At 39.3% G+C, this 25,384-nt stretch carries 25 protein-coding genes; 2 read left to right on the top strand and 23 right to left on the bottom strand.

The genetic code is table 11. From position 1 onward, the window contains the following. Positions 1-21: 21 nt before the first annotated feature. Positions 22-633, top strand: coding sequence for a flavin reductase family protein (locus U860_RS0100890; protein ID WP_002174358.1), 612 nt, complete (start codon positions 22-24; stop codon positions 631-633). A gap of 303 nt (positions 634-936) precedes the next feature. Here the strand turns inward: U860_RS0100890 and U860_RS0100880 are convergent, their stop codons facing one another. From U860_RS0100880 to spo0F, 15 genes are all read right to left on the bottom strand, one after another. Further along, positions 937-1,215 (bottom strand): DUF3935 domain-containing protein, encoded by a 279-nt coding sequence (locus U860_RS0100880; protein ID WP_025147043.1) that lies wholly within the window; start codon positions 1,213-1,215, stop codon positions 937-939. A 60-nt stretch (positions 1,216-1,275) separates the two neighbouring features. Continuing rightward, positions 1,276-1,407: a hypothetical protein gene (locus U860_RS36770; protein WP_275887042.1), complete on the bottom strand. Its 132-nt coding sequence runs from the start codon at positions 1,405-1,407 to the stop codon at positions 1,276-1,278. Positions 1,408-1,429: 22 nt separating this feature from the next. Further along, positions 1,430-1,978, bottom strand: coding sequence for a manganese efflux pump MntP family protein (locus U860_RS0100870; RefSeq protein ID WP_002174361.1), 549 nt, complete (start codon positions 1,976-1,978; stop codon positions 1,430-1,432). A 77-nt stretch (positions 1,979-2,055) separates the two neighbouring features. Next, entirely contained in the window at positions 2,056-3,096 is a 1,041-nt protein-coding gene (locus tag U860_RS0100865) for an L-threonylcarbamoyladenylate synthase (RefSeq protein WP_025147042.1), read from the bottom strand. Between the two features lie 108 nt (positions 3,097-3,204). Then, positions 3,205-3,663 (bottom strand): hypothetical protein, encoded by a 459-nt coding sequence (locus tag U860_RS0100860; protein ID WP_002174363.1) that lies wholly within the window; start codon positions 3,661-3,663, stop codon positions 3,205-3,207. A 49-nt stretch (positions 3,664-3,712) separates the two neighbouring features. After that, positions 3,713-4,570 (bottom strand): stage II sporulation protein R, encoded by an 858-nt coding sequence (gene spoIIR / locus U860_RS0100855; protein ID WP_025147041.1) that lies wholly within the window; start codon positions 4,568-4,570, stop codon positions 3,713-3,715. A 405-nt stretch (positions 4,571-4,975) separates the two neighbouring features. Continuing rightward, complete coding sequence (prmC, locus tag U860_RS0100845) at positions 4,976-5,827, bottom strand: peptide chain release factor N(5)-glutamine methyltransferase (RefSeq protein ID WP_002174365.1); 852 nt, start codon at positions 5,825-5,827, stop codon at positions 4,976-4,978. Then, positions 5,827-6,894 (bottom strand): peptide chain release factor 1, encoded by a 1,068-nt coding sequence (prfA, locus tag U860_RS0100840; RefSeq protein WP_016085462.1) that lies wholly within the window; start codon positions 6,892-6,894, stop codon positions 5,827-5,829. The genes prmC and prfA overlap by 1 nt, the downstream gene beginning before the upstream one ends. Before the next feature lie 231 nt (positions 6,895-7,125). Continuing rightward, positions 7,126-7,710: a thymidine kinase gene (locus U860_RS0100835; protein WP_002174367.1), complete on the bottom strand. Its 585-nt coding sequence runs from the start codon at positions 7,708-7,710 to the stop codon at positions 7,126-7,128. A gap of 110 nt (positions 7,711-7,820) precedes the next feature. Continuing rightward, a complete protein-coding gene (locus U860_RS0100830; RefSeq protein WP_000643447.1) occupies positions 7,821-8,066 on the bottom strand; it encodes a type B 50S ribosomal protein L31 in 246 nt (81 codons plus the stop codon). A 441-nt stretch (positions 8,067-8,507) separates the two neighbouring features. After that, positions 8,508-9,779, bottom strand: coding sequence for a transcription termination factor Rho (rho, locus tag U860_RS0100825; protein WP_002174368.1), 1,272 nt, complete (start codon positions 9,777-9,779; stop codon positions 8,508-8,510). Positions 9,780-10,281: 502 nt separating this feature from the next. Then, entirely contained in the window at positions 10,282-11,247 is a 966-nt protein-coding gene (gene glpX, locus U860_RS0100820; RefSeq protein ID WP_025147040.1) for a class II fructose-bisphosphatase, read from the bottom strand. 117 nt (positions 11,248-11,364) lie between these two features. After that, a complete protein-coding gene (gene murA / locus U860_RS0100810) occupies positions 11,365-12,654 on the bottom strand; it encodes a UDP-N-acetylglucosamine 1-carboxyvinyltransferase (protein WP_002174370.1) in 1,290 nt (429 codons plus the stop codon). A 349-nt stretch (positions 12,655-13,003) separates the two neighbouring features. Continuing rightward, complete coding sequence (locus U860_RS0100800; RefSeq protein WP_001131852.1) at positions 13,004-13,861, bottom strand: class II fructose-bisphosphate aldolase; 858 nt, start codon at positions 13,859-13,861, stop codon at positions 13,004-13,006. A gap of 210 nt (positions 13,862-14,071) precedes the next feature. After that, entirely contained in the window at positions 14,072-14,440 is a 369-nt protein-coding gene (spo0F, locus tag U860_RS0100795) for a sporulation initiation phosphotransferase Spo0F (protein ID WP_000398594.1), read from the bottom strand. 202 nt (positions 14,441-14,642) lie between these two features. Between spo0F and U860_RS0100790 the strand changes: the two genes are divergently transcribed. Beyond that, positions 14,643-15,167, top strand: a complete 525-nt coding sequence (locus U860_RS0100790) for a DUF2529 domain-containing protein (RefSeq protein ID WP_025147039.1) — start codon at positions 14,643-14,645, stop codon at positions 15,165-15,167. Between the two features lie 32 nt (positions 15,168-15,199). Here U860_RS0100790 and pyrG read toward each other — a convergent pair whose 3' ends face one another. The 8 genes from pyrG to U860_RS0100750 form a co-directional block, all read right to left on the bottom strand. Next, a complete protein-coding gene (gene pyrG / locus U860_RS0100785) occupies positions 15,200-16,807 on the bottom strand; it encodes a CTP synthase (protein WP_025147038.1) in 1,608 nt (535 codons plus the stop codon). A gap of 257 nt (positions 16,808-17,064) precedes the next feature. Then, entirely contained in the window at positions 17,065-17,607 is a 543-nt protein-coding gene (gene rpoE / locus U860_RS0100780; RefSeq protein WP_025147037.1) for a DNA-directed RNA polymerase subunit delta, read from the bottom strand. Positions 17,608-17,761: 154 nt separating this feature from the next. Then, positions 17,762-18,391 (bottom strand): TetR/AcrR family transcriptional regulator, encoded by a 630-nt coding sequence (locus U860_RS0100775; protein ID WP_025147036.1) that lies wholly within the window; start codon positions 18,389-18,391, stop codon positions 17,762-17,764. 65 nt (positions 18,392-18,456) lie between these two features. Next, the gene (acdA, locus tag U860_RS0100770) at positions 18,457-19,596 is read right to left on the bottom strand and encodes an acyl-CoA dehydrogenase AcdA (RefSeq protein ID WP_025147035.1); all 1,140 of its coding nucleotides are present in this window, start codon (positions 19,594-19,596) and stop codon (positions 18,457-18,459) included. A 22-nt stretch (positions 19,597-19,618) separates the two neighbouring features. Next, complete coding sequence (locus U860_RS0100765) at positions 19,619-20,749, bottom strand: acyl-CoA dehydrogenase (protein ID WP_025147034.1); 1,131 nt, start codon at positions 20,747-20,749, stop codon at positions 19,619-19,621. A 73-nt stretch (positions 20,750-20,822) separates the two neighbouring features. Continuing rightward, complete coding sequence (locus tag U860_RS0100760) at positions 20,823-21,674, bottom strand: 3-hydroxybutyryl-CoA dehydrogenase (RefSeq protein ID WP_025147033.1); 852 nt, start codon at positions 21,672-21,674, stop codon at positions 20,823-20,825. 72 nt (positions 21,675-21,746) lie between these two features. Further along, on the bottom strand, positions 21,747-23,030 hold the full coding sequence (locus U860_RS0100755) for an acetyl-CoA C-acetyltransferase (RefSeq protein WP_115610278.1): 1,284 nt from the start codon (positions 23,028-23,030) through the stop codon (positions 21,747-21,749). 9 nt (positions 23,031-23,039) lie between these two features. Beyond that, positions 23,040-25,151 (bottom strand): (Fe-S)-binding protein, encoded by a 2,112-nt coding sequence (locus U860_RS0100750; protein WP_025147031.1) that lies wholly within the window; start codon positions 25,149-25,151, stop codon positions 23,040-23,042. Between the last annotated feature and the right edge of the window lie 233 nt (positions 25,152-25,384).

Here is a 25,384-nt window from a genome sequence, read left to right as displayed (position 1 = left end):
TTTAGAAAGGGGATTACGAACATGTTATCCATTAACCCAAACGAACAAACCGAAAAAGATAATTATAAATTATTAACGGGCAGTATCATTCCGCGGCCTGTTGCATTCGTTACTTCTGTCACTAAAGATGGCGTATTAAACGGTGCGCCATATAGTTATTTCAATATCGTTGCTGCCAATCCACCACTTATCTCGGTTTCGGTACAGCGAAAAGAAGGAAAACCGAAAGACACTTCCCGAAACGCAATAGAAAAAGGGGAATTTGTCGTACATATTTCTGATGAATCTTACATAGAAGCGATCAACGAAACAGCAGCCAACCTACCTCCCGATGAAAGTGAAATCAAATTAGCAAAACTAACACCTATCGACAGCGATGTCATTTCTGTACCAGGGGTGAAAGAAGCAAACATTCGAATGGAATGCATATTAGAACGCGCTATACCGCTCGGCGGAACCGACGACTCTCCAGCTTGTGATTTACTAATCGGTCGCGTCGTTCGTTTCCATGTTGCAGAGCACTTATACGAAAACGGCCGCATTCACGCCGAAGAACTAAAACCAGTAAGCCGCCTAGCAGGACACAACTACGCAAAACTAGGAGAACAATTTGAATTAGTAAGGCCACTTTAAAAGTGGCAGGGGCCCGATTAGCTCTGACCAGCTAAGGTTCTCTCGCACAAAAGGTGCTTTTCGAGAGGTTCTTAGATGCGAAGAGCTGGCCACTGGAACTGGATATATTTAAAAGCGGCAGCGGCTCGTTCAGAATAGGAGGAGGATGGAGCTTCTGACGTAGAGGTGCTTTTTGCCTCGTAGGAAGACGCGAAGCCACCGACCATTCTAGCCACTGAAGCTGGATATATTTAAAAGCGGCAGCAGCTCGTCCACTTCCATCATCCAAATATAAAATCCCCCGCTTTTTAGCGGGGGATTTTTTCACTGCAATTCTTCGTTCTTCTCCTCTAATGCAGGTAATTTCTCTTTTTTCGATTTACCAAGCTTTATAACAAAGAAATATAAAGAAAGTAATGTGATAAGGAAAACAATTAAAAATGGATACGGTGAATAAAACGCACGTGCCGCCTCAGATTTTCCTCCAACAAATTTTAATGACTCAATATCTAAAAACTCAGCAAACATTTGTACACCGAGCATACTAAACCAAAAAACAAAAAAACTAATAATAATACCAAAAACTTGTTTTAATCTCGTCATTTGTAACACCCTTTCTATATTTGCGGAGCATTGTATTCAAGTGTACAGAAAGGAATTATCTTACCATTTACGAATCAATTTAATCCAACCTAAAACCGCAATTTGCAAAACAATGCCCCAAATGATAAGCCTACGTAACCATCTTGGAAAAAAGGTTATAAATACGACATACCATTTTAGCAACCTATTCATATTTTCCATCCTCATATGAAAATTATATAGGGAAAAGGAGATATAATCCAAACCCAACAAGAATAATACCACCTACTATTTCACCATATATACCAAGCATACCTTTCGCATGTCTACCGATTAATAAACCAATCCACGCTAACAACATGCTAATAAATCCAAAAAGTAATATGGTAATAATCGTCTGCGCTCCGTAAATTCCAAGACTAAGACCTACCGAAAAACTATCTATACTGACACCAAATGCAAATACAAATAAACTAATTCCAATTGGGGCAGTTCTATTCTCTTCACCTTCTAAAATAGACGAATATACAATATAAAATCCTAGTCCAATTAATAAAATGGCTCCTGCAAAATTCGCAACATCCCCATACCTCTCTGATAGAAAACGTCCTAATATCATTCCGATAAATGGCATGATAATATGAAATATCCCTATCGTCATACCGATATAGAGGATTTGTCTTAACTTTAATGTCACCATCCCCATACCGAGGCTCACCGAAAATGCATCCATCCCTAAGGCGAACGCCATAATTATTAAAGGTATTAGCTGTTCAAGCGTCATTCATGTCCCTCCTCGGACGTGCTACTTCACAATATGCTTATCCAAGGAGAAATATTCTGTTTGGTAAAGGTACATTATCATTCAGTGATAATATGATGCCCCGCCGCTTTTGTTAAACGATTCATAATTGCATTTCCAATTCCTTCATTAGGGAATGACTCACTAAAAATAACATCCACTTCACTTGCATCAAACGTTCTAAGCACATCATATAATTTAGTCGCAACGCTAGCTAAATCACTTCGCATACCACAAGATAATACAACATCTGCACTATACACATGTTGATACTCTTCCGTCGTTAATACACCTACTTTAAGTCCTTCTTTCTTTTTCTCATCCACAAGACGTTGAATAAACTTACGTGATCCCTCAACAATACTAAGTGGTGCTTTCGGTGCATAATGTGTATATTTCATTCCAGGTGATTTTGGCTTTTCTTTTTCATCCTTTAAGGCTGGGTCCAAAGAAACAATACCTATCACCGCTTCCAATTGTTCCTTCGTAATTCCACCTGGACGTAAAATTGTCGGAACTGTGCTCGTACAATCAATTACAGTTGATTCGACGCCTACTCCTGTTGCCCCGCCATCAACGATACCAGCAATTTTCCCATTTAAATCTTCATACACGTGAGAAGCTAACGTTGGGCTTGGACGTCCTGAACGATTCGCACTCGGTGCTGCAACAGGTACGTTTGCCTCTTCAATTAGAGCAAGTGCTACTGGATGATCAGGCATCCTCACTCCGACTGTATTCAGCCCTGCCGTAACCTTCTCTGAAATCCCTTCTTTTCTAGGTAAAATGATTGTTAATGGTCCTGGCCAGAAATGTTCCATTAATGTTTCTGCAACCGGCGGAATTTCTCTTACAATGCCATCTAACTGAGATTTTGTGCCTATGTGGACAATCAGTGGATTATCACTCGGTCTCCCTTTTGCTTCAAAAATTTTCGCTATCGCTTCATCGTCCATTGCGTTCGCTCCTAACCCATATACTGTTTCTGTCGGGAAGGCTACCGCTTCATTTTCTTTTAATAATCTCGCTGCTTCTTTTAATTGTGGATAATATTTTTTTCTTTCCACAACATTATCCACAACCCACATATTTGTATGCATTTTTTTCCACGTCCTTTTCTACCATGAAATACTTGTCTATTTTTAGTTTACTATGAGATTTATCCAAAAGACAAACAAGGTTTATCCACAAAATGTGGATAAACCTAATTAATCCGTGGATAACTTTGTGAATAGCTGACAATTTAGTATTATTGCATTCGGCTCTTTTATATTTTTACAAAAGTGTTCTAACTGTCGAATCCCCTCTGGTACTTTCTCTTTCTCTATGGTGACAAAGTCAAAAAACTGAAAGATCGTCACAGATTGTGGATGATTTGTGAGTAAGTACAATTGTCGAATATTTTTTTCTTTCATATACTGCAAAAACATTTCAAAAAAATATAGGAAAGTCTGTTTATCCACATTAGGTGTGAATAAACAAGAACGAATAAGCACATTTCCCTCGCTTTGTTCATACCCAATTACAGCTCGTATTTCTCCCGCCTCTTCTAAAATCATAAATTGTGCGTACAACTCATTTATTTTATCATCTTTTTTATTAGCTTGTCCGAAAAAAGAATGCAGGCTTTCCACATCTGCTTTTGTAGCAAAATACACCTTCTTCATAATACATCCCTCCTCATGTTTATATATGCGAAGGGATTTAGAAATATTATTATTTAGAGAATAAAGATGTGAAAGCTTCTACAATAAATAATTTCACCTTTGGTTTTTCTTCTTCCTCTTCTACTTTTACATACTCATTTTGTTTTTCTTGTTTTTTTTCCACTTTTTCCACAGTTTTTGTTTCTTCTTTACTTACAGGCTGTTCTTCTACTTGCGTTTCATTTTTTACAACTTTCTTTTCTTGAGCTGTTACTTTTTTCGTTACCTCTTGTTTTACTACTTTCGTTTCTTTTATTTCAGCCTTTTTTTTCTTTGGAGCTTCTGCTTCCGCTTCATCCTCTTCCGGTTGTTTCACCTGCTTCTCTTCAGGAGATTCAGCTTTCACAACATGTTCTTCTTTCCTTACAGCTGTACCACTCGAAAAATCTAAGAAACACATTGGAGGAAATAGCACACACCACCAGTTTGCACCTTCACCTTTTCCAATTGTAATAAGCACCGCTTCATATTCTCCTGCTGGATAAATAAAATTCCCATATACCTTTGTAGGAAACTTCACATTCTTACTGAATTTCACTTGAAACGCCTCTTTACTTCCTTCCCTTTTCAGCGTATTCGCCACTGTCTTTTCAATTTCTGGAATATGGCTTTGAATTACTTTTCGAGCCTCTTCAAATGACGTTAAATCCGCTACCCATCCATCAATTTGCGCTTTTACTTCATCACGTACTTTACGTTTTAACGCCTGATCTTTATCTGAATCACTATTAGCTAAAATACGTAATCGAACGGCCTCTTTCGGAATAACAGCAGGCCCTTTTGCATCAGCTTTCATATATCCAAACTGCACAAGTAACTGTGCACCAATTAGTAATAAAAGAAAATAAGCAATAACTTGTTTTTTCATTTCCTCCACCGTCCCCTCTAGAAACAGTGTGGACAGACTTTCATCTTTCTAAACTATTAAATTCAAAATCTATATGAATTTTTGTAACTACTCAGCCACTCTATGAAAAACCGGCAGAAAAGCATTTTTTAAATGGTCGAGAGGGACTGGCTATGTATAGGAGCGGTCAGGGCCTTTTCCTGCCACACGCGCAAAGTTTTAAAACAAAGAAAGGTAGCAAGCAAGGGATAGGTCCATTTTTATCTTCATGGCAGCAATCTATATGCTGAAAAATGAAAATAACTTTCTATAGGTAATAAGGGGCGTATTTTCGCTGGAATAATACTCCTTACCAAACTTCTGAATGAAATGTATGGCTGAATAGTTCCGATTTTTTTATACAAAAAATAGAGTAAGGCTTATGCCTTACTCTATTTCTGCAAATACCATGCGATCTTTTCCATTGATATCAAATACAACTTCAACTTGAGCGTGTGGGAAAGTTTGCTGTAATAACATCTTTACATCTTCACCTTGTCCTACACCAATTTCAAATGCCACAATCGCTTTTTTCTGTAATACGTTCGGCAATTCCTCCATAAAACGACGATAGAAATCCAGTCCATCTTCGCCGCCAACAAGTGCACGCTTCGGCTCATGGTCCTTCACAACAGTAGAAAGGCCACGCCAATCTTCCTCTGGTATGTAAGGAGGATTAGAAACAACGACATCTAACTTCTGATCTGTTTCATAAAATGGCGATAGTAAATCACCGTGATAGAAAGTTACTTCTGCTCCTAAAGTTTTTGCATTTTCTTTTGCAACTTCAATCGACTCCTGTGCAATATCTACCGTATACACATGAAGATTTTTATTTTCTAAAGCGAGCGTAATAGAAATCGCTCCACTACCTGTTCCGATATCCGCTACGTGAAGCTCCTCATTACCAAAATGACGCTCAATTCTCTCTAGCACTCCAACTATAAGTTCCTCTGTTTCTGGTCTTGGTATCAATACCTCTTCATTTACAAAGAATGATCTACCATAAAACATTTCATAACCGATCATATATTGAATTGGAATACCTTCTACATGCTTGTGGATAAATTTCGCAAAACTTGTCTCTTGTTCCGCAGTTATTTCTTCACGCATATTCATGAGCAATCCTGTTCTGTTCGTCTTTAATACATGACAAAGGACAATTTCTCCCGCATTTTCATCTCGTCCATTTTCCTGTAAAAAAGAAGAAGCCCATTTCAGGGCTTCATAGACACGCATTACTCAGCTGCCTCCATCTTTTGCGCCTGATCTTCCATCACTAAGGCATTGATGAAATCATCTAACTTACCTTGTAGAATTTGATCTAGCTTTTGAATCGTTAAACCGATTCGATGGTCTGTAACACGGTTTTGCGGGAAGTTATACGTACGAATACGCTCTGAACGATCTCCCGTACCAACAGCTTGTTTACGGTTTTGATCATACTCAGCTTGCGCTTCTTGTCTAAACTTATCATAAACACGTGCGCGTAATACTTTCATCGCTTTTTCTTTATTCTTAATTTGTGATTTCTCATCCTGACAAGATACAACTACACCAGTTGGTAAATGCGTTAAACGTACCGCTGACATCGTTGTATTAACGCTTTGTCCACCAGGACCACTAGAAGCGAACGTATCAACACGAACATCTTTTTCATGAATAGTAATTTCTACTTCTTCCGCCTCTGGTAACACAGCTACCGTTGCTGTAGACGTATGAATACGCCCACCAGATTCCGTTTCAGGAACACGTTGTACACGGTGAGCACCATTCTCGAATTTCAGCTTCGCGAAAGCACCTTTACCGTTAATCATAAAGATAATCTCTTTATATCCACCTAACTCTGTATAGCTCGCTTCGATAATTTCAGTTTTCCAACCTTGCACCTCAGCATAACGGCTATACATACGATATAAATCACCAGCAAATAAAGCTGCCTCGTCACCACCAGCAGCACCACGAACCTCAACGATAACGTTTTTATCATCATTAGGGTCTTTTGGAACAAGTAAAATTTTCAGACGTTCTGATAATGTTTTCTCTTGTCCTTCTAATTCAGAAACCTCTTCTTTTACCATATCACGCATATCAGCGTCTAACTTATCTTCTAACATTGCTTTTGCATCTCTTAATTGCTCACGAACATCTTTATACTCACGGTACACCTCTACCGTTTCCTGCATATCAGATTGTTCCTTTGAATACTCACGAAGCTTATTTGTATCGCTAATAACCTCTGGGTCACTTAACAATTCATTTAACTTCTCATAACGATCTTCTACAGCTTGCAAACGATCTAACACACCATTCACCTCTACATCCTAGTATCTAATACAAATAGTATATGGTACTTAATCAAAAAAACGCAAATTATATTTAAAAGTGCAGGTGGCTTATTCAGCTCTGACCAGCTAAGGTTCTTTCGCCCTAAATGTGCTTTTTACCTTTCGGGCGGAAGGTTCTTAGATGCGAAGCGCTAGTCACCAATCTTCATCTATTTTCGAAAAAAACCCGCTCTACATAGCGAGTTTCATTTATCTTTGTTTTGTAGGTACTGCATGACAATGACGACAACGTGGTTCATACGATTCTGAAGCCCCAACTAAAATGATCGGATCATCAAATGCCGCTGGTTCTCCATCAATTAAACGTTGCGTACGACTTGCTGGAGATCCGCATTCAGAACAAACTGCCTGCAATTTAGTTACATGTTCAGCAATCGCCATCAGCTGAGGAACTTGTCCAAATGGTAGACCACGGAAATCTTGGTCTAATCCGGCTACAATGACACGATAGCCACGATTTGCCAATATTTGCACCACTTCCACAATGTCCCCATCAAAAAATTGCACCTCATCGATTGCAATAACATCCATTTCTTCTGTTACATGATTAAATATATCTTTTGAAGCTGAAACAGGAACTGCTTTAACCTTTAATCCATTATGTGATACAACATCTTCTTCACTATAACGATTATCAATACATGGTTTAAATACAATTGCATGTTGTTTCGCAAATTGCGTACGGCGCACACGGCGGATGAGCTCTTCTGATTTTCCAGAAAACATACTCCCGCAAATCACTTCAATCCAGCCATTTTGATTCATTAAGTACATTGAGCTCTCCTTTCATCTACTTTCCTAATCCAAAGTAGGGTAAAGGTTTAATATTTTCGCAAAAAAAACAGACAAGCGAATACATACACTTGCCTGTTTTATGTTCTTTATTACTTAATACCGTATTTCTTATTGAAGCGGTCAACACGTCCGTCTGCAGTAGCAAACTTCTGACGTCCAGTGTAGAATGGGTGAGAATCAGAACTGATCTCAATTTTTAGTAATGGATAAGTGTTACCATCTTCCCACTCAACAGTTTCGCTAGAGCCTTTAGTAGACCCGCTTAAGAATTTGAAGCCTGTGTTCGTGTCCATAAATACAACTTTATTGTAATTTGGATGGATTCCTGCTTTCATTCTTTTCATCTCCTTCCGCCCTGAATCATTTTCGAAACAGAGTTTTTCATCTTCAGCTGCTTACACAACTATATTGATGAAACACATATGATGAAATTATAACAAGGCTAACTCCATTTTGCAACTACCTGTTTTTGTCTTTTTAAAATTAAAGTGGAACCGACTGCTCAGGCCCGGTGACTAAGGTTCTTTCCCACAGAAGATGCTTTTTATCTTCTCGTGGGGAAGGTTCTTAGACGCAATGGCCTAGGAGGTGAAACTAGATAACACCTAAAAGTGGAGGTGGCTCGCTCAGCTCTGACTAGCTAAGGTTCTCTCACCCCAAATATGAGTTTCATCTCAAAAACCGAAATTATTTCCATATATTACTCTCTCTAATATTCCCTTAAAAACATAAAAAACTCGCTTACTACGACATAAGCGAGTCCCAATCTTTTCCCTTTACTTAGTTGTTACATATCTTTTTGAGTCTGCAACAATGTTTTGTAAAAATTCTTCATTTGTCTTTGTTTGACGAAGTTTACGTAAGAAACTTTCAACAAAGTCTGGTGTATCACGCATTGTTTTACGAATACCCCACAGCTTGTCTAAATGTTCTTTCGGAATTAATAGGTCTTCTTTACGCGTACCAGAGCGACGAATATCGATCGCTGGGAAGATACGACGCTCAGCTAATGAGCGATCTAAGTGAAGTTCCATATTTCCAGTTCCTTTAAACTCCTCATAAATTACATCATCCATACGGGATCCTGTATCAACAAGCGCTGTTGCTAAAATCGTTAAGCTACCGCCCTCTTCAATATTACGTGCCGCTCCGAAGAAACGCTTCGGTCTATGAAAAGCAGCTGGATCAATACCACCTGATAGAGTTCTACCACTTGGCGGAATAACAAGGTTGTAAGCACGCGCTAAACGGGTAATACTATCCATTAAAATGACAACGTCTTTTTTATGCTCTACAAGACGCATTGCACGCTCTAATACAAGCTCAGCTACTTTAATATGGTTTTCTGGTACTTCATCAAAAGTAGAGCTTACAACATCACCTTTAACAGAACGTTCAATATCTGTTACTTCCTCTGGACGCTCATCAATTAAAAGTACAATTAATTCTGCTTCCGGATGGTTTGTTGTAACACTATGTGCAATTTCTTTTAACAGACTTGTTTTACCAGCCTTTGGAGGCGCGACAATTAAACCACGTTGTCCAAATCCAACTGGTGCGATTAAATCCATGATGCGTGTCGGTAACTTTTTCGTTTCCGTTTCCAATTTCATTTGGCGATCCGGGTATAACGGTGTTAATGCAGGGAAGTGTACACGCTCTTTTGCTGATTCTGGATCATCTCCGTTTACAGCTTCAACTTGTAATAATCCAAAATAGCGTTCATTTTCTTTCGGAGGTCGTACTTTACCAGAAACCTTATCTCCATTACGTAAATCGAAACGACGAATTTGCGAAGCTGAGATATAAATATCTTCTGAGCTTGGAGAATAGTTGATAGGACGTAAAAATCCAAATCCTTCTGATTGAATAATTTCTAATACGCCTTCCATGAAAAAGAAACCTTCTTTTTCTGCTCGAGCTTTTAAGATAGCGAAGATTAGCTCTTTTTTCGTTAACTTGCTATAATACGAAATCTTAAATTCTTTCGCAAGCTCGTATAACTCTTTTAATTTCATGTTTTCTAATGCTGCAATTGACAAATTCATTCAGACACCACACTTTAACGTTATTCTCTTTTCACATGGGTAAAGGGAAAAAATACGGAGGGCAAATAAATAATAATGAAAGGCAATAAGTTCAAGTAGGTAATATTCACTATTGTAACCCTTTTATCTAGTTTTAATCAATACGTTGAAACACAAATACAAGAAGCGAAGACAAGAAAATTTGTCTTCGCTTTTTATATTTCTTTCTTTTTTCTACTTATCTTATTTTAAGGAAGGATAGATAAGCCATTTCTGCCTTTATTTAATCCAGTTTCAGCGGCTACAATCTTCGGTCATTTCGCTCTCTCGTTCGAGGCAAAAGGCGCTTCTTGGTCGAGAGCTCCAATGTCCTGCGATGCTGAACGAGCCGCTTACACTTTTTATTTAATCCAGCTTCAGCAGCTAGAATCTCCGGTCATTTCACCCCTTCCTGCGAGGCAAAAAGCGCCTCTTCGTCAGGAGTTCCAATGCCCTGCGATTCTGAACGAGCCGCCTCCACTTTTTACTTAATAACCAAATTCGGTTTTTTATTTAAGCTATGGCGTCCGTCTACGAAGCGTACTGTGCCTGATTTTGCACGCATAACAAGAGATTGTGTTGTTCCGACGCTACCTTTAAATTGAACGCCGCGTAATAGTTCTCCGTCTGTTACACCTGTTGCTGCAAAGATTGCATCGTCGCCTTTTACTAAGTCTTCCATACGAAGGATGCGATTTATATCGTCAATGCCCATTTTTTTACAACGTGCTAATTCAGCTTCGTTTTGTGGTAAGAGCTTTCCATGAATTTCTCCACCTAAGCATTTTAATGCAACTGCAGCTAATACACCTTCAGGTGCTCCACCAGAACCGAATAGAATATCTACACCTGTACGATCAAATGCTGTATTGATCGCTCCAGCTACATCTCCATCGTTGATTAATTTAATACGAGCACCAGCTTTACGAATTTCTTCGATAATTGCTTGATGACGTGGACGGTTTAAAACCGTTGCTACAACATCTTCAATATCTTTATTTTTCGCTTTCGCAACGGCACGTAAGTTGTCGATAATAGGTGCGTCGATATCAACCGCCCCAACCGCTTCTGGGCCAACCGCGATTTTATCCATGTACATGTCAGGAGCATGTAACAAATTACCGTGATCTGCAATTGCAATAACAGCAAGTGCATTCCATCCGCCCGCTGCTACGATGTTTGTCCCTTCTAAAGGATCAACCGCAACGTCTACGCGTGGTCCATACCCTGTACCTAATTTCTCTCCGATATATAGCATTGGTGCTTCATCCATTTCACCTTCGCCAATTACAACTGTACCTTTCATCGGAACTGTATCAAATACATCACGCATAGCTGATGTCGCTGCACCATCTGCTTCATCTTTTTTTCCGCGTCCCATCCAACGCGCTGATGATAATGCTGCAGCCTCTGTTACACGTACTAACTCCATAGATAAACTTCTTTCCACGATAATCCCTCTCCTTTAAGTCTGTATATTTCTGCCGTATTTTGTGAACCGTGTTTTTCTATAAAGTGTACTTCCGCCAGTAGTGATTCTTCGCTCCCCATTAACGGAAGTATCACTTTAAGCGTTCTTCATTTCTTCAATTTCTTGCTTTGTCATTTGTTCTCGCCAAATGTTTGCACCAAGCCCTTTAAGCTTGTCTACTATATTTTCGTACCCTCGATCAATATGCTCAAGTCCCGTTACTTCTGTAATGCCATCTGCCATTAAACCAGCAATAACAAGGGATGCTCCAGCTCGTAAGTCACTCGCTTTCACCTTCGCACCTTGTAATAAAACAGGTCCAGTCACAATTGCCGAACGGCCTTCTACTTTAATTTGCGCGTTCATACGGCGCAGTTCATCAATATGCTTGAAACGTGCGCCGTAAATTGTATCAGTTACAACTCCTGTTCCATGCGCTTTTGTTAAAAGCGTTGTAAACGGCTGTTGTAAATCTGTTGGAAACCCTGGATATACTAGCGTTTTTACATCAACTACTTTTAACCTTCTATTGCCGTTCACTGTAATTTGGTCATCATTCGTTTCAACTTGAACACCAGCTTCTCTTAGCTTCGCAGTAACTGATTCTAAATGCTGAGGAATAACATTATCAACTGTTACTTCTCCTCCTGACGCTGCCCCTAAAACCATATACGTACCAGCTTCAATACGATCTGGAATGATAGTATGGTGACAACCGTGTAAAGAATCTACACCATCAATTCGGATTACATCTGTACCAGCGCCTTTAATGCGCGCGCCCATACTTGTTAACAATGTAGCTACATCAATAATCTCTGGTTCCTTCGCAGCATTTTCAATAACAGTTCTACCTTTCGCTCGTACAGCCGCTAGCATAATATTAATCGTCGCTCCTACACTAACAACATCTAAATAAATACGCGCTCCACGTAGTTCATCTGCTCTTAAATAAATGGCACCTTGTTCATTGGTAACATGTGCACCTAATGCTTCAAAACCTTTAATATGCTGATCAATCGGTCTCGGCCCTAAATGACATCCACCAGGAAGCCCAATAACAGCTTTTTTAAAACGGCCAAGCATTGCCCCCATTAAGTAATACGAGGCGCGCAATTTTTTCACTTTTCCATTTGGTAAAGGCATCGCAACCATGTTAGAAGGATCTACTACCATCTCTTCCTCCTGCCCATATGTTACTTTCCCTCCAATTTCCTCTAGTAAGTCTCCTAACATTTTCACATCCGAAATATTAGGAACGCCACCAATAGTTACTGGAGTATCCGCTAAAATCGTCGCTGGAATTAGTGCAACAGCACTGTTCTTTGCACCACTCACACGAATTGTTCCATTTAAAGCTCTTCCGCCTTCAATTAGCAATTTTTCCATATTGAGCTCCCTTCTTGTGAATGTATTTACCTTCTACTTCTTTATAAGAATAAGTAGAAGATCCCCCTTAAGAATCTCAATCACTCTTTCCACCCTAAAACTCAATAAGTAGAAAACCATCACCTATAGCTCCCCTGTAGTACAAATAGGTGAAGATTAACTATTCATCGAATCAAATTCATCAATTCAGATACTTATCACATTTATTAATAGGACTATGCACATTACTTTCTATATTTACAGACTAAAAATTCACTTTATAAAATCTTTAGACTTGTTCACGCTTTCATTATACAACGAAAGGAAACCGTCTAAAAGACTAGACGGTTTCCAAAACGGAATTTTATTCTTACGCTTTACCGTTAGAACCGAACTCACGCATTTTACCAGCAACAGTTGCTTTGATAGCGTCGCGGCCAGGTCCAATAAATTTACGAGGATCATAAACTTCTTGGTCTTTGTTTAATACTTCACGAACAGCTTTTGTAAACTCAATTTGGTTCTCAGTGTTTACGTTGATTTTTGAAGTACCTAAAGAAATAGCTTTTACAATATCAGCAGTTGGGATACCAGTACCACCGTGTAATACTAAAGGTACGCCAGTGAAGTCACGAACTTGTTCCATTTCAGCGAATCCTAAGTTAGGCTCACCTTTGTAAGGACCATGTACAGAACCTAAAGCTGGAGCTAGGCAATCGATACCTGTTGCTTCAACAAGGTGCTTACACTCTGCAGGATCAGCGTAAATTACGCCTTCAGCGATTACGTCGTCTTCTTGTCCGCCAACTGTTCCAAGCTCAGCTTCAACAGATACGTTACGAGCGTGTGCGTATTCTACTACTTTTTTAGTAGTTTCAACGTTTTCTTCGAATGGGTGGTGAGAAGCGTCGATCATTACAGATGTGAAACCTGCATCGATTGCTTCTTTACATTTTTCGAAGCTTGAACCGTGGTCAAGGTGAATCGCTACAGGAACAGTGATGTTCATTTCTTCGATTAAAGCTTTAACCATAGCTACAACTGTTTTGAAACCAGTCATATGACGAGCTGCACCCTCAGATACACCTAGGATTACAGGAGATTTTTCTTCTTCCGCAGCAGCTAAGATAGCTTGAGTCCACTCTAAGTTGTTCATGTTGAATTGACCAACTGCGTATTTTCCTTCTAGTGCTTTGTTTAGCATTTCTTTCATAGAAACTAAAGGCATGGTGAATCCTCCTAAAAAACGTTTTTTGTATCCGATAAGTTCTTATCGCTGGTAGTATGACCAGAATAAGGTAAAATATGTATATCTACATACCGGACTTTTTTCTACACTCAATAGGATAACAACTTGTACTCAAAAACTCAACCGTATTCACCTGCTCAATAGTCCATGTAAACGCTTTTTTCCATATTTTTTATAAAAAATTCATTTTTAAGCCTCTACAGCGAGCTCATTTCTCACCGCTTGACGAATTTCATCAATATCAAATGGTTTAGCGAAGTGCATTAAAGCTCCTAAATCCTTTGCTTCTTGGATCATATCAAGCTCTCCATAAGCAGTCATTAAAATTACTTTAATACTCTCATCAATTTCTTTTACATGCTTTAAAATCTCTATACCATCCATACCTGGAATTTTCATATCTAACACTACTAAATCTGGATTATCCTTTTTCACGATATCTAAAGCTTGAAATCCATTCGCTGCTTGGAACGTCTGATAACCTTCTTTTTGGAACACTTCATGTAATAACACACGAATGCCATATTGATCATCAACGATTAAAATTTTACCTTCCATAACTCCCAACCTTTCTGTGTGAATACAAGATTTAAAGCTTCTTATATCTTATCGATTTATTTTCGCTATTCTTTGCCAAATTCCTTCCTATTCTTTCTTATTTTACCGTTTCCTATTTTGTTATGCCACCCTACGATTTCCCCTTTCTAAAAAAAATAAGCTATAATGGGAACCGGCTAACACGAAAGAAAGGAGCAACAACATGTTAAAAATTTTCTCAACTCAATTAAGTGGATATTTCTCTAGAATTTCTCAAAAAGAAGAAATGAGCTTAGAAGATAGCGCCCGTCTACTCGCTCAAGCATTAGTTGGCGATGGCTTTATTTACTTGCATGGTACAAACGAAATGGAGGGCATTATTTCAGAGGCGTTGTTCGGTGCTGAACCAATGAAACAAGCAAAACGTTTAATAGAAAACGGGGAGCTGGAAACAGTGACTTCAGCGGACCGTGTACTTCTTATTAGCCGCTTTTCAACTGACGAAGAAATTGTAAAAATCGCGAAAAAACTTCAAGAAGAAGGTCAATCTATCGTTGGAATCTCTGCTATTCAAGAAGGTACGGAATCACTGGAACAATATACAGATGTACATATTGATACAAAATTGTTAAAAGGTCTTATTCCAGACGATGAAGGTAACCGTTACGGATTCCCAAGTTTAATTGTAGCTTTATTTGCTTATCACGGATTGAAATTTACGATTGATGAAATGTTAAACGAATATTAAAAAAAGCGCCCTATTTCAGGCGCCTTTTTTTATTACTTGCTCTCTTTATTCGTAATAGATGCTCTTACGAAATCATGGAACAATGGTTGTGGACGGTTTGGACGAGATACAAGTTCTGGGTGGAACTGTGCCGCCACGAACCAAGGGTGGTCTTTTAACTCAATGATTTCAACTAGACGACTGTCTGGGCTTGTACCAGAGAATACAAATCCTGCTTTTTCCATATCCGGACGGAATTGATTGTTGAACTCATAACGGTGACGATGACGCTCATATACAACCGGCTCATTGTAAGCATTGTAAGCATTTGTTTCTTCAGCAAGCTTACATGGGTATAGACCAAGACGAAGTGTACCACCTAAGTCTTCTACATCTTTTTGTTCTGGTAATAAGTCGATGATTGCATAAGGCGTGTCAGGATTAATTTCAGAAGAATTAGCTCCTTCTAATCCTAATACGTTACGTGCGAATTCGATTGATGCAAGTTGCATACCTAAGCAAATTCCTAAGAATGGAACCTTGTTTTCACGAGCATATTGAATTGCAACGATTTTACCTTCTACGCCGCGATCGCCGAAGCCACCTGGTACAAGGATACCATCTGTATCGCCAACTAATTCTTTTACGTTTTCTGCTGTTACGTGCTCAGCATTTACCCATTTTACTTCTACATCTGTGTCGAATGAATAGCCCGCATGACGAAGTGCTTCTACAACAGAAATGTATGCATCTTGAAGCTCTACGTATTTACCAACAAGAGCAATTTTTGTTTTCTTAGAAAGGTTGCGTACTTTATTAACTAGCGCAGTCCACTCTGTCATATCTGCAGCTGGGTTGTCTAATTTTAAGTGATCGCAAACGATTTGGTCCATGTTTTGTTCTTGAAGAGATAATGGAACCGCATATAAAGTATCTGCATCGCGTGCTTCGATAACTGCTTTTGTATCGATGTCACAGAATAATGCAAGCTTGTCTTTCATATCTTGAGAAACAGGTAGTTCTGTACGAACAACGATAATATTTGGTTGAATACCTAAGCTGCGAAGCTCTTTAACGCTATGTTGCGTTGGTTTTGTTTTCATTTCACCCGCTGCTTTTAAGTACGGGATTAACGTACAGTGAATGTACATTACATTGTCACGACCGATGTCGCTCTTAATTTGACGGATTGCTTCTAGGAATGGTAGAGACTCGATATCACCAACAGTTCCACCGATTTCTGTAATAACAACGTCCGCGTTTGTTTCGCGACCAGAACGATATACACGTTCTTTAATTTCGTTAGTAATGTGAGGAATAACTTGAACTGTTCCTCCTAAATATTCACCACGACGCTCTTTTTGAAGAACTGAAGAGTAAATTTTACCTGTTGTTACGTTGCTGTATTTATTTAAGTTGATGTCGATAAAACGCTCATAGTGACCAAGGTCTAAGTCCGTTTCTGCACCATCATCTGTTACGAATACCTCACCGTGTTGGTATGGGCTCATAGTCCCAGGGTCTACGTTAATGTATGGATCAAACTTTTGAATAGTTACGTTTAAACCACGATTTTTTAAAAGTCTTCCAAGAGATGCTGCTGTAATACCTTTTCCTAAAGACGATACTACACCGCCTGTTACAAAAATATACTTAGTCATGAAAATACTCCCTTCTATCTTGTTGTTATATAATCACCGTTGCAAAGCGCAACGTATGTAGATAACACTGTATCTATCTTATTGTTAGACTCTTTTTATTTTCTAAACAAAAAACAAAAAAGAAAATTGCTCCCCTCATCACATAAAGTAATAAGTAGGGAGCAATTTTCTTTTATATTTACACTTAAAAAGTATTATCGTCCTTTTTTAAAGAGCCCAAAAATGATTCTACATGGACGATAATGAAAAGTCAAGAACTACAATTCTTCCTCTTCTTCTTCTTCAGTTTCATCGTACTCAAGTTCTTCTTCAGCGAAGTCATCTTCATCTTCTTCTAAATCATCAAGATCATCATCTTCATCATCCGCGTCTTCGTCTTCAAGAACCTTGTCCAAATCTTCTACATCATCTTCATCTTCTTCTGCATTTCCGTCTGCATCGTCGAATTCATCTTCATCTTCTTCGATGTAGTCGTCAAAACCGTCCTCTTCAACTTTACGTTTCTTCTTCGGTTTTGGCTGAGGCAAGATTTCTTCATCAATTTGCTCATATGGGTACCAGCTGCGTAGCCCCCAACGATTTTCTCCTAAATTAATGAAACGTCCATCGATGTTTAAATCTGTATAAAATTGTGCGAGTTTCGCATTAACTTGCTCTTGAGATAGTCCCAGCACTTGAGCGATTTCTTGAACCAACTCGTTGAATGTCGTTGCTTGTCTTTTATCCCCTAAAACACTATGTACAACTTCAATCATGGAACATTCTTTTAGCTCTTCTGGTGAATATTGCTTAAAATCCACTTATGCGGCACTTCCTTTCATCAAATATAACCTTATATATAACGGTCTGCCTAAAAAAATCCATACTATTCATTATAAACAAAAGTCGCACAAATATGCTACAAAAAAAACGTGAAACTTTTATATGGTGATAAAATTATAATTTGTCCCTTCCTTATTTCGGAAGCATGTGTGCTCCTTGCAACACATACCTAATTTGCATTTCTGTATATTCCTCGAGCGTATACAGTTTTTGTAAAGCCCAGCGTCTAAATCCCCACATCTGTCCCTGTATGAAAATATTATGTGCAAGAAGCTGTATTTCTTTTTCATTTAATATGAATGTTCCATTTTCTGTACATTGTTCTAAAATATTCTCAAACATCCCTACCATTTGAAACTCCTTCTCTAATACATATGGGAGTGATTCTTTCGGTAAAAAACGTACTTCTTGATACATGATTAATACTTCTTCTTGCAATTCGTCCATCACTTTAAAGTAATTCGTTATCGCTATCTTTAAACTTTCTATACTCCCCTTCTCTGTACACACTACTTCCTCTAAACGTTCTTTTACATGTTCATAAATACTATCACAAACTAAATATAATACATCATCTTTTGTGCGAATGTATTCATAAAGTGTTCCAATACTAAATCCAGCCGCTTTCGCAATTTCTCTCGTTGTTGTACGCGGGAATCCTTTTTGCTTAAAAAGTTGCACTGCACCTTTAATCATTTGTTCACGCCTTAACGCAACTAATTTTTCATCTTTCACTGACGCATGTACATTATGTTTAACCATCCCCTTCACCTCACTCTATTATTTTTGGAAGGAAAAAGCGTAGGAAAATACCTACGCTTTTGTTCCTATTTCGTTAACATACGAGAAATTACAAGCCTTTGAATCTCTTGTGTTCCCTCATATATCTGTGTAATCTTTGCATCGCGCATATAACGCTCTACTGGATAATCTTTCGTATAGCCATAACCGCCAAATACTTGTACTGCTTCAGTCGTTACCTTCATCGCTGTATCACCTGCGAATACTTTTGACATCGCTGATTCTTTCCCGTACGGAAGCCCTTCAGATTCAAGCCAAGCCGCTTGATATGTTAAAAGACGTGCCGCCTCTACATCCGTTGCCATATCTGCAAGTTTAAAGCCAATCCCTTGTTGCGCCGCAATCGGCTTCCCAAACTGATGACGTTCTCTTGCATATTCTACAGAAGCATCTAAAGCTCCTTGTGCAATGCCGACCGCTTGCGCCGCAATACCATTACGGCCGCCATCTAACGTTTGCATCGCAACTTTAAATCCTTGGCCCTCTTCTCCTAGTAAATTCTCTACAGGAATACGGCAGTCTTCAAACATAATTTCAGTCGTTGGCGAAGAGCGAATTCCTAACTTACTTTCCTTCTTCCCAACCGAAAATCCTGGCGTATCACTCTCCACAATAAATGCACTCGTGCCGCGCTGCTTTGACTCAGGATCTGTTAATGCAAAAACAACATAAATATCAGCAATGCCGCCATTTGTAATAAAGATTTTCGAACCATTTAAAATATAATGGTCTCCATCTCGTTTTGCAGTCGTCTTCATTCCGCCAGCATCTGATCCAGAGCCCGGCTCCGTTAAACCATATGCACCAATTTTCTTTCCTTCAGCCATTGGGCGTAAAAACTTTTGTTTCTGCTCTTCTGTTCCAAATTTAAAAATCGGCCATCCAGCAAGTGAAGTATGCGCAGATAACGTTACGCCTGTAGAAGCACAGACGCGGGATAATTCTTCAACGGCAATTACATACGCCAAGTAATCGCTTCCAATCCCACCATACTCTTCAGGCCACGGAATACCCGTTAAACCGAGCTCTGCCATTTGGTCGAATAAAGCTCGATCAAATCTCTCTTCCTCATCACGCTCAGCTGCTGTCGGCGCTACTTCATTTCTCGCAAAATCCCGAACCATTTTTCTTATCATTTCATGTTCTTCTGATAATTTAAAATGCATTCCAGTCTCCCCCTTACCTTTTTTATAAAGCTCGACTAATTACAAGCTTTTGTATTTCACTCGTTCCTTCGTATATTTGCGTAATCTTTGCATCGCGGAAAAATCGTTCCACTGGATAATCTTTCGTATAACCGTAACCACCAAATACTTGCACTGCTTCAATCGCAACTTCAACTGCTGTCTTAGAAGCAAATAATTTCGCGATAGATGCTTCTTTACCACATGGTAACCCTTGCGCTCTAAGCGATGCTGCTCTATATACGAGTAGTCGCGCTGCTTCCACACTTGTTGCCATATCTGCAAGTTTGAAGCCGATTCCTTGTTGCACCGCGATTGGCTTCCCAAATTGCTCACGCTCTTTTGCATAATCAACCGCACACGCAAGCGCTGCTTCCGCGATTCCTAACGCCTGCGCTCCGATGCCAATTCGTCCAACATCTAAATTCGCCATCGCCACCTTAAATCCTTGTCCTTCTTCACCAAGTAAATTCTCAGCCGGCACTTTCATATCTTCGAACGTAAGTTGCACTGTACGAGAACCAAGAAGCCCCATCTTATGCTCATCTTTTCCGATGATTAAGCCTGGCGTATCTTTCTCTACAATAAATGCAGAAATACCACTTTTCCCTGCATCTGGATTTGTAGAAGCAAAGACAATGTACGTACTTGCTTCACCACCATTTGTAATAAATACTTTCGATCCATTAATGATATAGTGATCGCCTTTCTTTACAGCACGTGATTTCAAACTCCCTGCATCTGATCCTGCATTTGGTTCTGTTAATGCGAAGGCACCTAAATATTCACCAGTCGCAAGCTTAGAAACATATTTCTGCTTTTGCTCTTCTGTTCCAAAATATAAAATCGGATTCATTCCAACTGATGTATGTACAGCTAAAATTACACCAACTGTTGCGCTTATTTTTGAGATTTCTTCAATCGCTAAAATATAAGAAATAAAATCCATTTCTGCGCCACCGTATTTTGAAGGCGTTGGAATTCCCATTAATCCAAGCTCACCCATCTTTTGCAAAATCTCTTTCGGGAACACCCCTTGTTCCATACTAGGAACAAAGGGAGCTATTTCCTTCTGCGCAAAATCTCGAACCATTTTCCTCATCATTTGTTGCTCTTCAGTAAAATGAAAATTCATGTACTTCGCCCCCATTTGCTATATATCTTTTTAACTATTTGGTAAGACCACTACTTTATTAATGAGGAGGGATTTACTCGTAAACATAGAAGCCGCGACCCGTTTTACGTCCTAACCATCCTGCATTTACATACTTACGTAATAATGGACATGGGCGATACTTACTATCTCCTAATCCTTCATGCAACACTTCCATAATGTATAAACACGTATCCAGACCGATAAAATCAGCTAATGTAAGAGGTCCCATCGGATGATTCATACCGAGTTTCATTACTTCATCAATCGCTTCTTTCGTCGCTACTCCTTCGTATAACGTATAAATCGCTTCGTTAATCATCGGTAATAAAATACGGTTAGATACAAACCCTGGGAAATCATTTACTTCAACTGGAACTTTCCCAATCTTTTTCGTAATATCCTCAATCGTTTCATATACCGCATCATCTGTTGCTAAACCGCGAATAATTTCAACGAGCTTCATAACTGGAACTGGATTCATGAAGTGCATGCCGATTACTTTCTCTGGACGTTTCGTTACCGCTGCAATTTCCGTAATTGGTAGAGATGACGTGTTCGTCGCTAAAATTGCGTGTTCTGGAGCAATTTCATCTAGATTCGCAAAAATTTTCTTTTTAATATCCATTTTTTCAACAGCTGCTTCAATAACAAGATCAGCTTCTTTGACACTATTTAAATCGAGCGTCCATGTAAGACGATTTAATGTAGCTTCTTTCTCTTCTTCCTTCATACGACCCTTTTCTACTTGACGAGCTAAATTTTTCGTAATGACAGCCAATCCTCGGTCTAACTGCTCTTGCTTTAAATCTTGTACTTTCACGTCATAGCCTGCCATTGCACACACTTGTGCGATACCTGAACCCATTTGTCCTGCACCAATTACAACTATTTTTTGTACGTCCATTCTTTCTTCCTCCTTTTTAATAAAGCAAATCATTAACGACTAAAGAACCCGTTCTCTTACAGCACCGTTTGATTAATGAACTTCAATCATAATTGCGTCGCCCTGACCACCACCGCTACAAATCGAAGCGATGCCAATGCCGCCGCCGCGTTGTTTTAAAGCATGAATAAGAGTAACGATAATACGTGCTCCGCTCGCGCCAATTGGATGTCCCATCGCTACAGCGCCGCCGTTTACATTCAATTTCTCCGGGTCAATCCCAGCAATTCCTGTACTTGCAATTGCTACCGCTGCAAATGCTTCATTGATCTCAAATAAATCGATTTCTTCAATTGTCTTACCTGTCTTTTTCAGCAATTCGTTAATTGCATAACCTGGCGTTCTTGGGAAATCCTTCGATTCTACCGCGATTGCCGTATGCGCTAAAATTGTCGCTAATGGCTTTCTTCCTTCTTGCTTCGCTCTGTCCTCGCTCATTAATACAAGTGCAGCACCGCCATCATTCAATCCTGGAGCATTACCAGCTGTTACTGTTGCCGTCTTATCAAATACTGGTTTTAATTTCGCTAATTTTTCAATCGTTGTATCTTCACGTGGCGCTTCATCCTTAGCAACGACGATAGGATCGCCTTTTCTTTGCGAAATTGTTACTGGTACAATCTCCTCTTCAAAACGACCTTCCTTATGTGCTGACACCGCACGTTGATGGCTACGATATGCCCATTCATCTTGTGCTTCGCGAGAGATTCCGTCTTCTTTTGCAACTTCTCCGCCATAAACACCCATGTGTGTACCTGAAAATGCGCATGTTAAACCATCCGCAACGTTTAAATCGATAACTTCGTTGTGACCCATTCTGTATCCCCATCTTGCTCCTCGTAAAATGTAAGGACTGTTGCTCATCGATTCCATTCCACCAGCTACAATAAGCGATTGGTCACCAGTACGAATAATTTGATCTGCTAAAGTAACTGCGCGAAGCCCTGATGCACAAACTTTATTCACTGTTTCCGTCTGCACTTCCCAAGGGATTCCAGCTGCTCTCGCTGCTTGGCGTGATGGAATTTGCCCTTGCCCTCCTTGGATAACTGTTCCGAATATAACTTCTTCAACATCGCTAGCGGCAACATCTGCTCTTTCAAGCGCTGCCTTAATTGCGATTCCTCCAAGTTCTGTTGCTTTTACGTCTTTTAAAGCTCCTCCAAATTTTCCAACCGGTGTTCTTGCAGCACTTAAAATAACTGTTTTACTCATGTCCATTTCCCCCATTTCATTTGTTAGCGCTGAGCGCTCGTTCGGTATTCTTACGTTGAGAAGAGGTGCAATTATTGCACCTCTCTCTAAAGTTGTATGCATTCCTACAAATTACATTGCTTCTTTCTTCTGCCCGATAACAGAGCGTTCTAAAATCTCTGTTACATCGAGAGTTTGAACTTGTTCTTCCACTTCTTTTGCTTTCGTACCATCACTAATCATCGTTAAGCAATACGGACATCCTGTACCGATAATTGATGGTTTAGCAGCTAGCGCTTGTTCTGTACGAGCAACGTTAATACGAGAGCCTGTCGTTTCTTCCATCCACATTAGGCCCCCACCTGCACCACAGCACATTCCCGTTTCACGATTACGTGCCATTTCCACAAGGTTAACGCCTGGAATTGCTTTTAAAATATCACGTGGTGCTTCGTATACTTCGTTGTATCTTCCTAAGTAACAGGAATCATGGTACGTAACAGTCTCTTCGATAGGGTGAACTGGTTTTAAGCGCCCTTCTTTCACCCACTGAGCTAACAATTCTGTATGATGATAGACTTCTGCTTGCAAACCAAAGTCCGGATACTCATTTTTAAATGTGTTATAAGCATGAGGGTCAATCGTAACGATTTTCTTCACTCCTGCTTTTTCAAATTCTTCAATATTTTTTGTCGCCATCTCTTGGAATACGAATTCATTTCCAAGGCGGCGCGGTGTATCTCCAGAGTTCTTTTCTTTATTACCAAGAATCGCGAATGAGATGCCTGCCTCGTTCATTAACTTCGCAAATGATATCGCAATTTTCTGACTGCGGTTATCATATGATCCCATCGAACCAACCCAGAATAAATATTCGAATTCCTCACCAGCTTTTGATTTCTCTTTCACAGTTGGAACGGTTACCTCATCATCACCTTGGCGCCATGTTTCACGCTCTTTACGATTTAGACCCCATGGATTTCCTTGACGTTCAATGTTTGTCATTGCACGTTGTGCTTCTGCATCCATTTTTCCTTCTGTTAAAACGAGATAGCGGCGTAAGTCAATAATTTTGTCAACATGCTCATTCATAACTGGGCACTGGTCCTCACAGTTACGACACGTTGTACATGCCCAAATCTCTTCTTCTGTAATAACGTCTCCGATTAAACTTGGATCGTAAGCTAACGCTGTAGCCGCTGATTCTTGTTGTCCTTTTCCAGCTGCCATCATCGCCAACTGATTTCCTTGTGTATTATTAAAAGCAACAACTGGAACCCACGGTGCCTTTGATGTTACCGCTGCCCCTTTATCAGTTAAATGATCACGAAGTTTTAAAATTAAATCCATCGGTGATAAAATTTTTCCTGTTCCTGTTGCCGGACACATATTTGTACAACGGCCACACTCTACACAAGCATATAAATCAACGAGCTGATTTTGTCTAAAGTCTTCAATTTTACCAACACCGAACGTTTCTTGTGTTTCATCTTCAAAATCGATCTTTTCAAGTTTCCCTGGATTTGAAAGACGTCCAAAAAATACGTTGACTGGTCCAGCAATTAAATGCGCATGTTTTGATTGCGGTACATAAACTAAAAACGTTAACAAAATTAGTAAATGCACCCACCACGAGAAATAAAACACTGAAATAGCTACGGTTTCATTTACTCCCGAGAAAACGTAAGCGATTACAGAAGCGATTGGTTCACTCCATGAAAATTCCTCGCCGTGCCATATAATCCCCATCCCGTTACCAAGTAGCACTGAAAGCATTAAACCACCGATAAAAATAAGGACAAGGCCTGATTTGAAATTACGTTTTAAACGAACAAGCTTTTCAACATAACGTCTATGAAAAGCCCAAAAGACTGCAATTAAAATAACGAGTGTGACAATTTCCTGGAAGAATGTAAATGCAGGGTATAGTGGTCCAAGTGGAAGATGTGATCCTGGTGCGAGTCCTTTCCAAACGAAGTCGATTGCTCCAAATTGGACAAGAATAAATCCGTAAAAGAACATAACGTGAATGATGCCGCTCTTTTTATCTTTCAGCAGCTTTTTCTGACCGAAAACATTGACCTTAAGAAGATCCCAACGCTCTTTAAAACGACGATCAAATTCTATCTTTTTTCCTAATTGTATGTAGGCCATCCTCGTCCGTATAAGATATACAAACAAATATCCCGCATAAGCAATAACAGCAATGGCAGCCAGCCAATTAATAATTAGTAAGCTATTCATTTTTATGCTACCCCTCTCTTTGTAAGCCCTCTTTCTTTTTAGAATCTTAGAAAATATATAATTTTCTGAATTATATCCCCTACCACCATTATATAATGAGTGAGCATTCAGTCAACAGTTTTTTGTTATACAACAACACATTTTTTAATAAAGCTGTTTATTTCGGTGAAACTATAAAGTGAAATTTTAATTTGTAACAAACTGAAGGTGAAAAGAATGCGAAGGAGGGAATT

The sequence above is a fragment of the Bacillus sp. H1a genome (genome assembly GCF_000633475.1).
GTDB lineage: Bacteria > Bacillota > Bacilli > Bacillales > Bacillaceae_G > Bacillus_A > Bacillus_A paramycoides.
This window is presented reverse-complemented; position numbering and strand designations above follow the sequence as displayed.

What these genes read in the sequence shown, in the direction of transcription:
- U860_RS0100890 (WP_002174358.1), top strand. Translation starts at nt 22, where the DNA reads ATGTTATCCATTAACCCAAACGAACAAACCGAAAAAGATAATTATAAA.
- U860_RS0100880 (WP_025147043.1), bottom strand. Translation starts at nt 1,215, where the DNA reads ATGACGAGATTAAAACAAGTTTTTGGTATTATTATTAGTTTTTTTGTT.
- U860_RS36770 (WP_275887042.1), bottom strand. Translation starts at nt 1,407, where the DNA reads ATGAATAGGTTGCTAAAATGGTATGTCGTATTTATAACCTTTTTTCCA.
- U860_RS0100870 (WP_002174361.1), bottom strand. Translation starts at nt 1,978, where the DNA reads ATGACGCTTGAACAGCTAATACCTTTAATAATTATGGCGTTCGCCTTA.
- U860_RS0100865 (WP_025147042.1), bottom strand. Translation starts at nt 3,096, where the DNA reads ATGCATACAAATATGTGGGTTGTGGATAATGTTGTGGAAAGAAAAAAA.
- U860_RS0100860 (WP_002174363.1), bottom strand. Translation starts at nt 3,663, where the DNA reads ATGAAGAAGGTGTATTTTGCTACAAAAGCAGATGTGGAAAGCCTGCAT.
- spoIIR (WP_025147041.1), bottom strand. Translation starts at nt 4,570, where the DNA reads ATGAAAAAACAAGTTATTGCTTATTTTCTTTTATTACTAATTGGTGCA.
- prmC (WP_002174365.1), bottom strand. Translation starts at nt 5,827, where the DNA reads ATGCGTGTCTATGAAGCCCTGAAATGGGCTTCTTCTTTTTTACAGGAA.
- U860_RS0100835 (WP_002174367.1), bottom strand. Translation starts at nt 7,710, where the DNA reads ATGTACTTAATGAATCAAAATGGCTGGATTGAAGTGATTTGCGGGAGT.
- U860_RS0100830 (WP_000643447.1), bottom strand. Translation starts at nt 8,066, where the DNA reads ATGAAAGCAGGAATCCATCCAAATTACAATAAAGTTGTATTTATGGAC.
- rho (WP_002174368.1), bottom strand. Translation starts at nt 9,779, where the DNA reads ATGAATTTGTCAATTGCAGCATTAGAAAACATGAAATTAAAAGAGTTA.
- murA (WP_002174370.1), bottom strand. Translation starts at nt 12,654, where the DNA reads ATGGAAAAATTGCTAATTGAAGGCGGAAGAGCTTTAAATGGAACAATT.
- U860_RS0100800 (WP_001131852.1), bottom strand. Translation starts at nt 13,861, where the DNA reads ATGCCTTTAGTTTCTATGAAAGAAATGCTAAACAAAGCACTAGAAGGA.
- spo0F (WP_000398594.1), bottom strand. Translation starts at nt 14,440, where the DNA reads ATGGAAGGTAAAATTTTAATCGTTGATGATCAATATGGCATTCGTGTG.
- U860_RS0100790 (WP_025147039.1), top strand. Translation starts at nt 14,643, where the DNA reads ATGTTAAAAATTTTCTCAACTCAATTAAGTGGATATTTCTCTAGAATT.
- pyrG (WP_025147038.1), bottom strand. Translation starts at nt 16,807, where the DNA reads ATGACTAAGTATATTTTTGTAACAGGCGGTGTAGTATCGTCTTTAGGA.
- U860_RS0100775 (WP_025147036.1), bottom strand. Translation starts at nt 18,391, where the DNA reads ATGGTTAAACATAATGTACATGCGTCAGTGAAAGATGAAAAATTAGTT.
- acdA (WP_025147035.1), bottom strand. Translation starts at nt 19,596, where the DNA reads ATGCATTTTAAATTATCAGAAGAACATGAAATGATAAGAAAAATGGTT.
- U860_RS0100765 (WP_025147034.1), bottom strand. Translation starts at nt 20,749, where the DNA reads ATGAATTTTCATTTTACTGAAGAGCAACAAATGATGAGGAAAATGGTT.
- U860_RS0100760 (WP_025147033.1), bottom strand. Translation starts at nt 21,674, where the DNA reads ATGGACGTACAAAAAATAGTTGTAATTGGTGCAGGACAAATGGGTTCA.
- U860_RS0100755 (WP_115610278.1), bottom strand. Translation starts at nt 23,030, where the DNA reads ATGCATACAACTTTAGAGAGAGGTGCAATAATTGCACCTCTTCTCAAC.
- U860_RS0100750 (WP_025147031.1), bottom strand. Translation starts at nt 25,151, where the DNA reads ATGAATAGCTTACTAATTATTAATTGGCTGGCTGCCATTGCTGTTATT.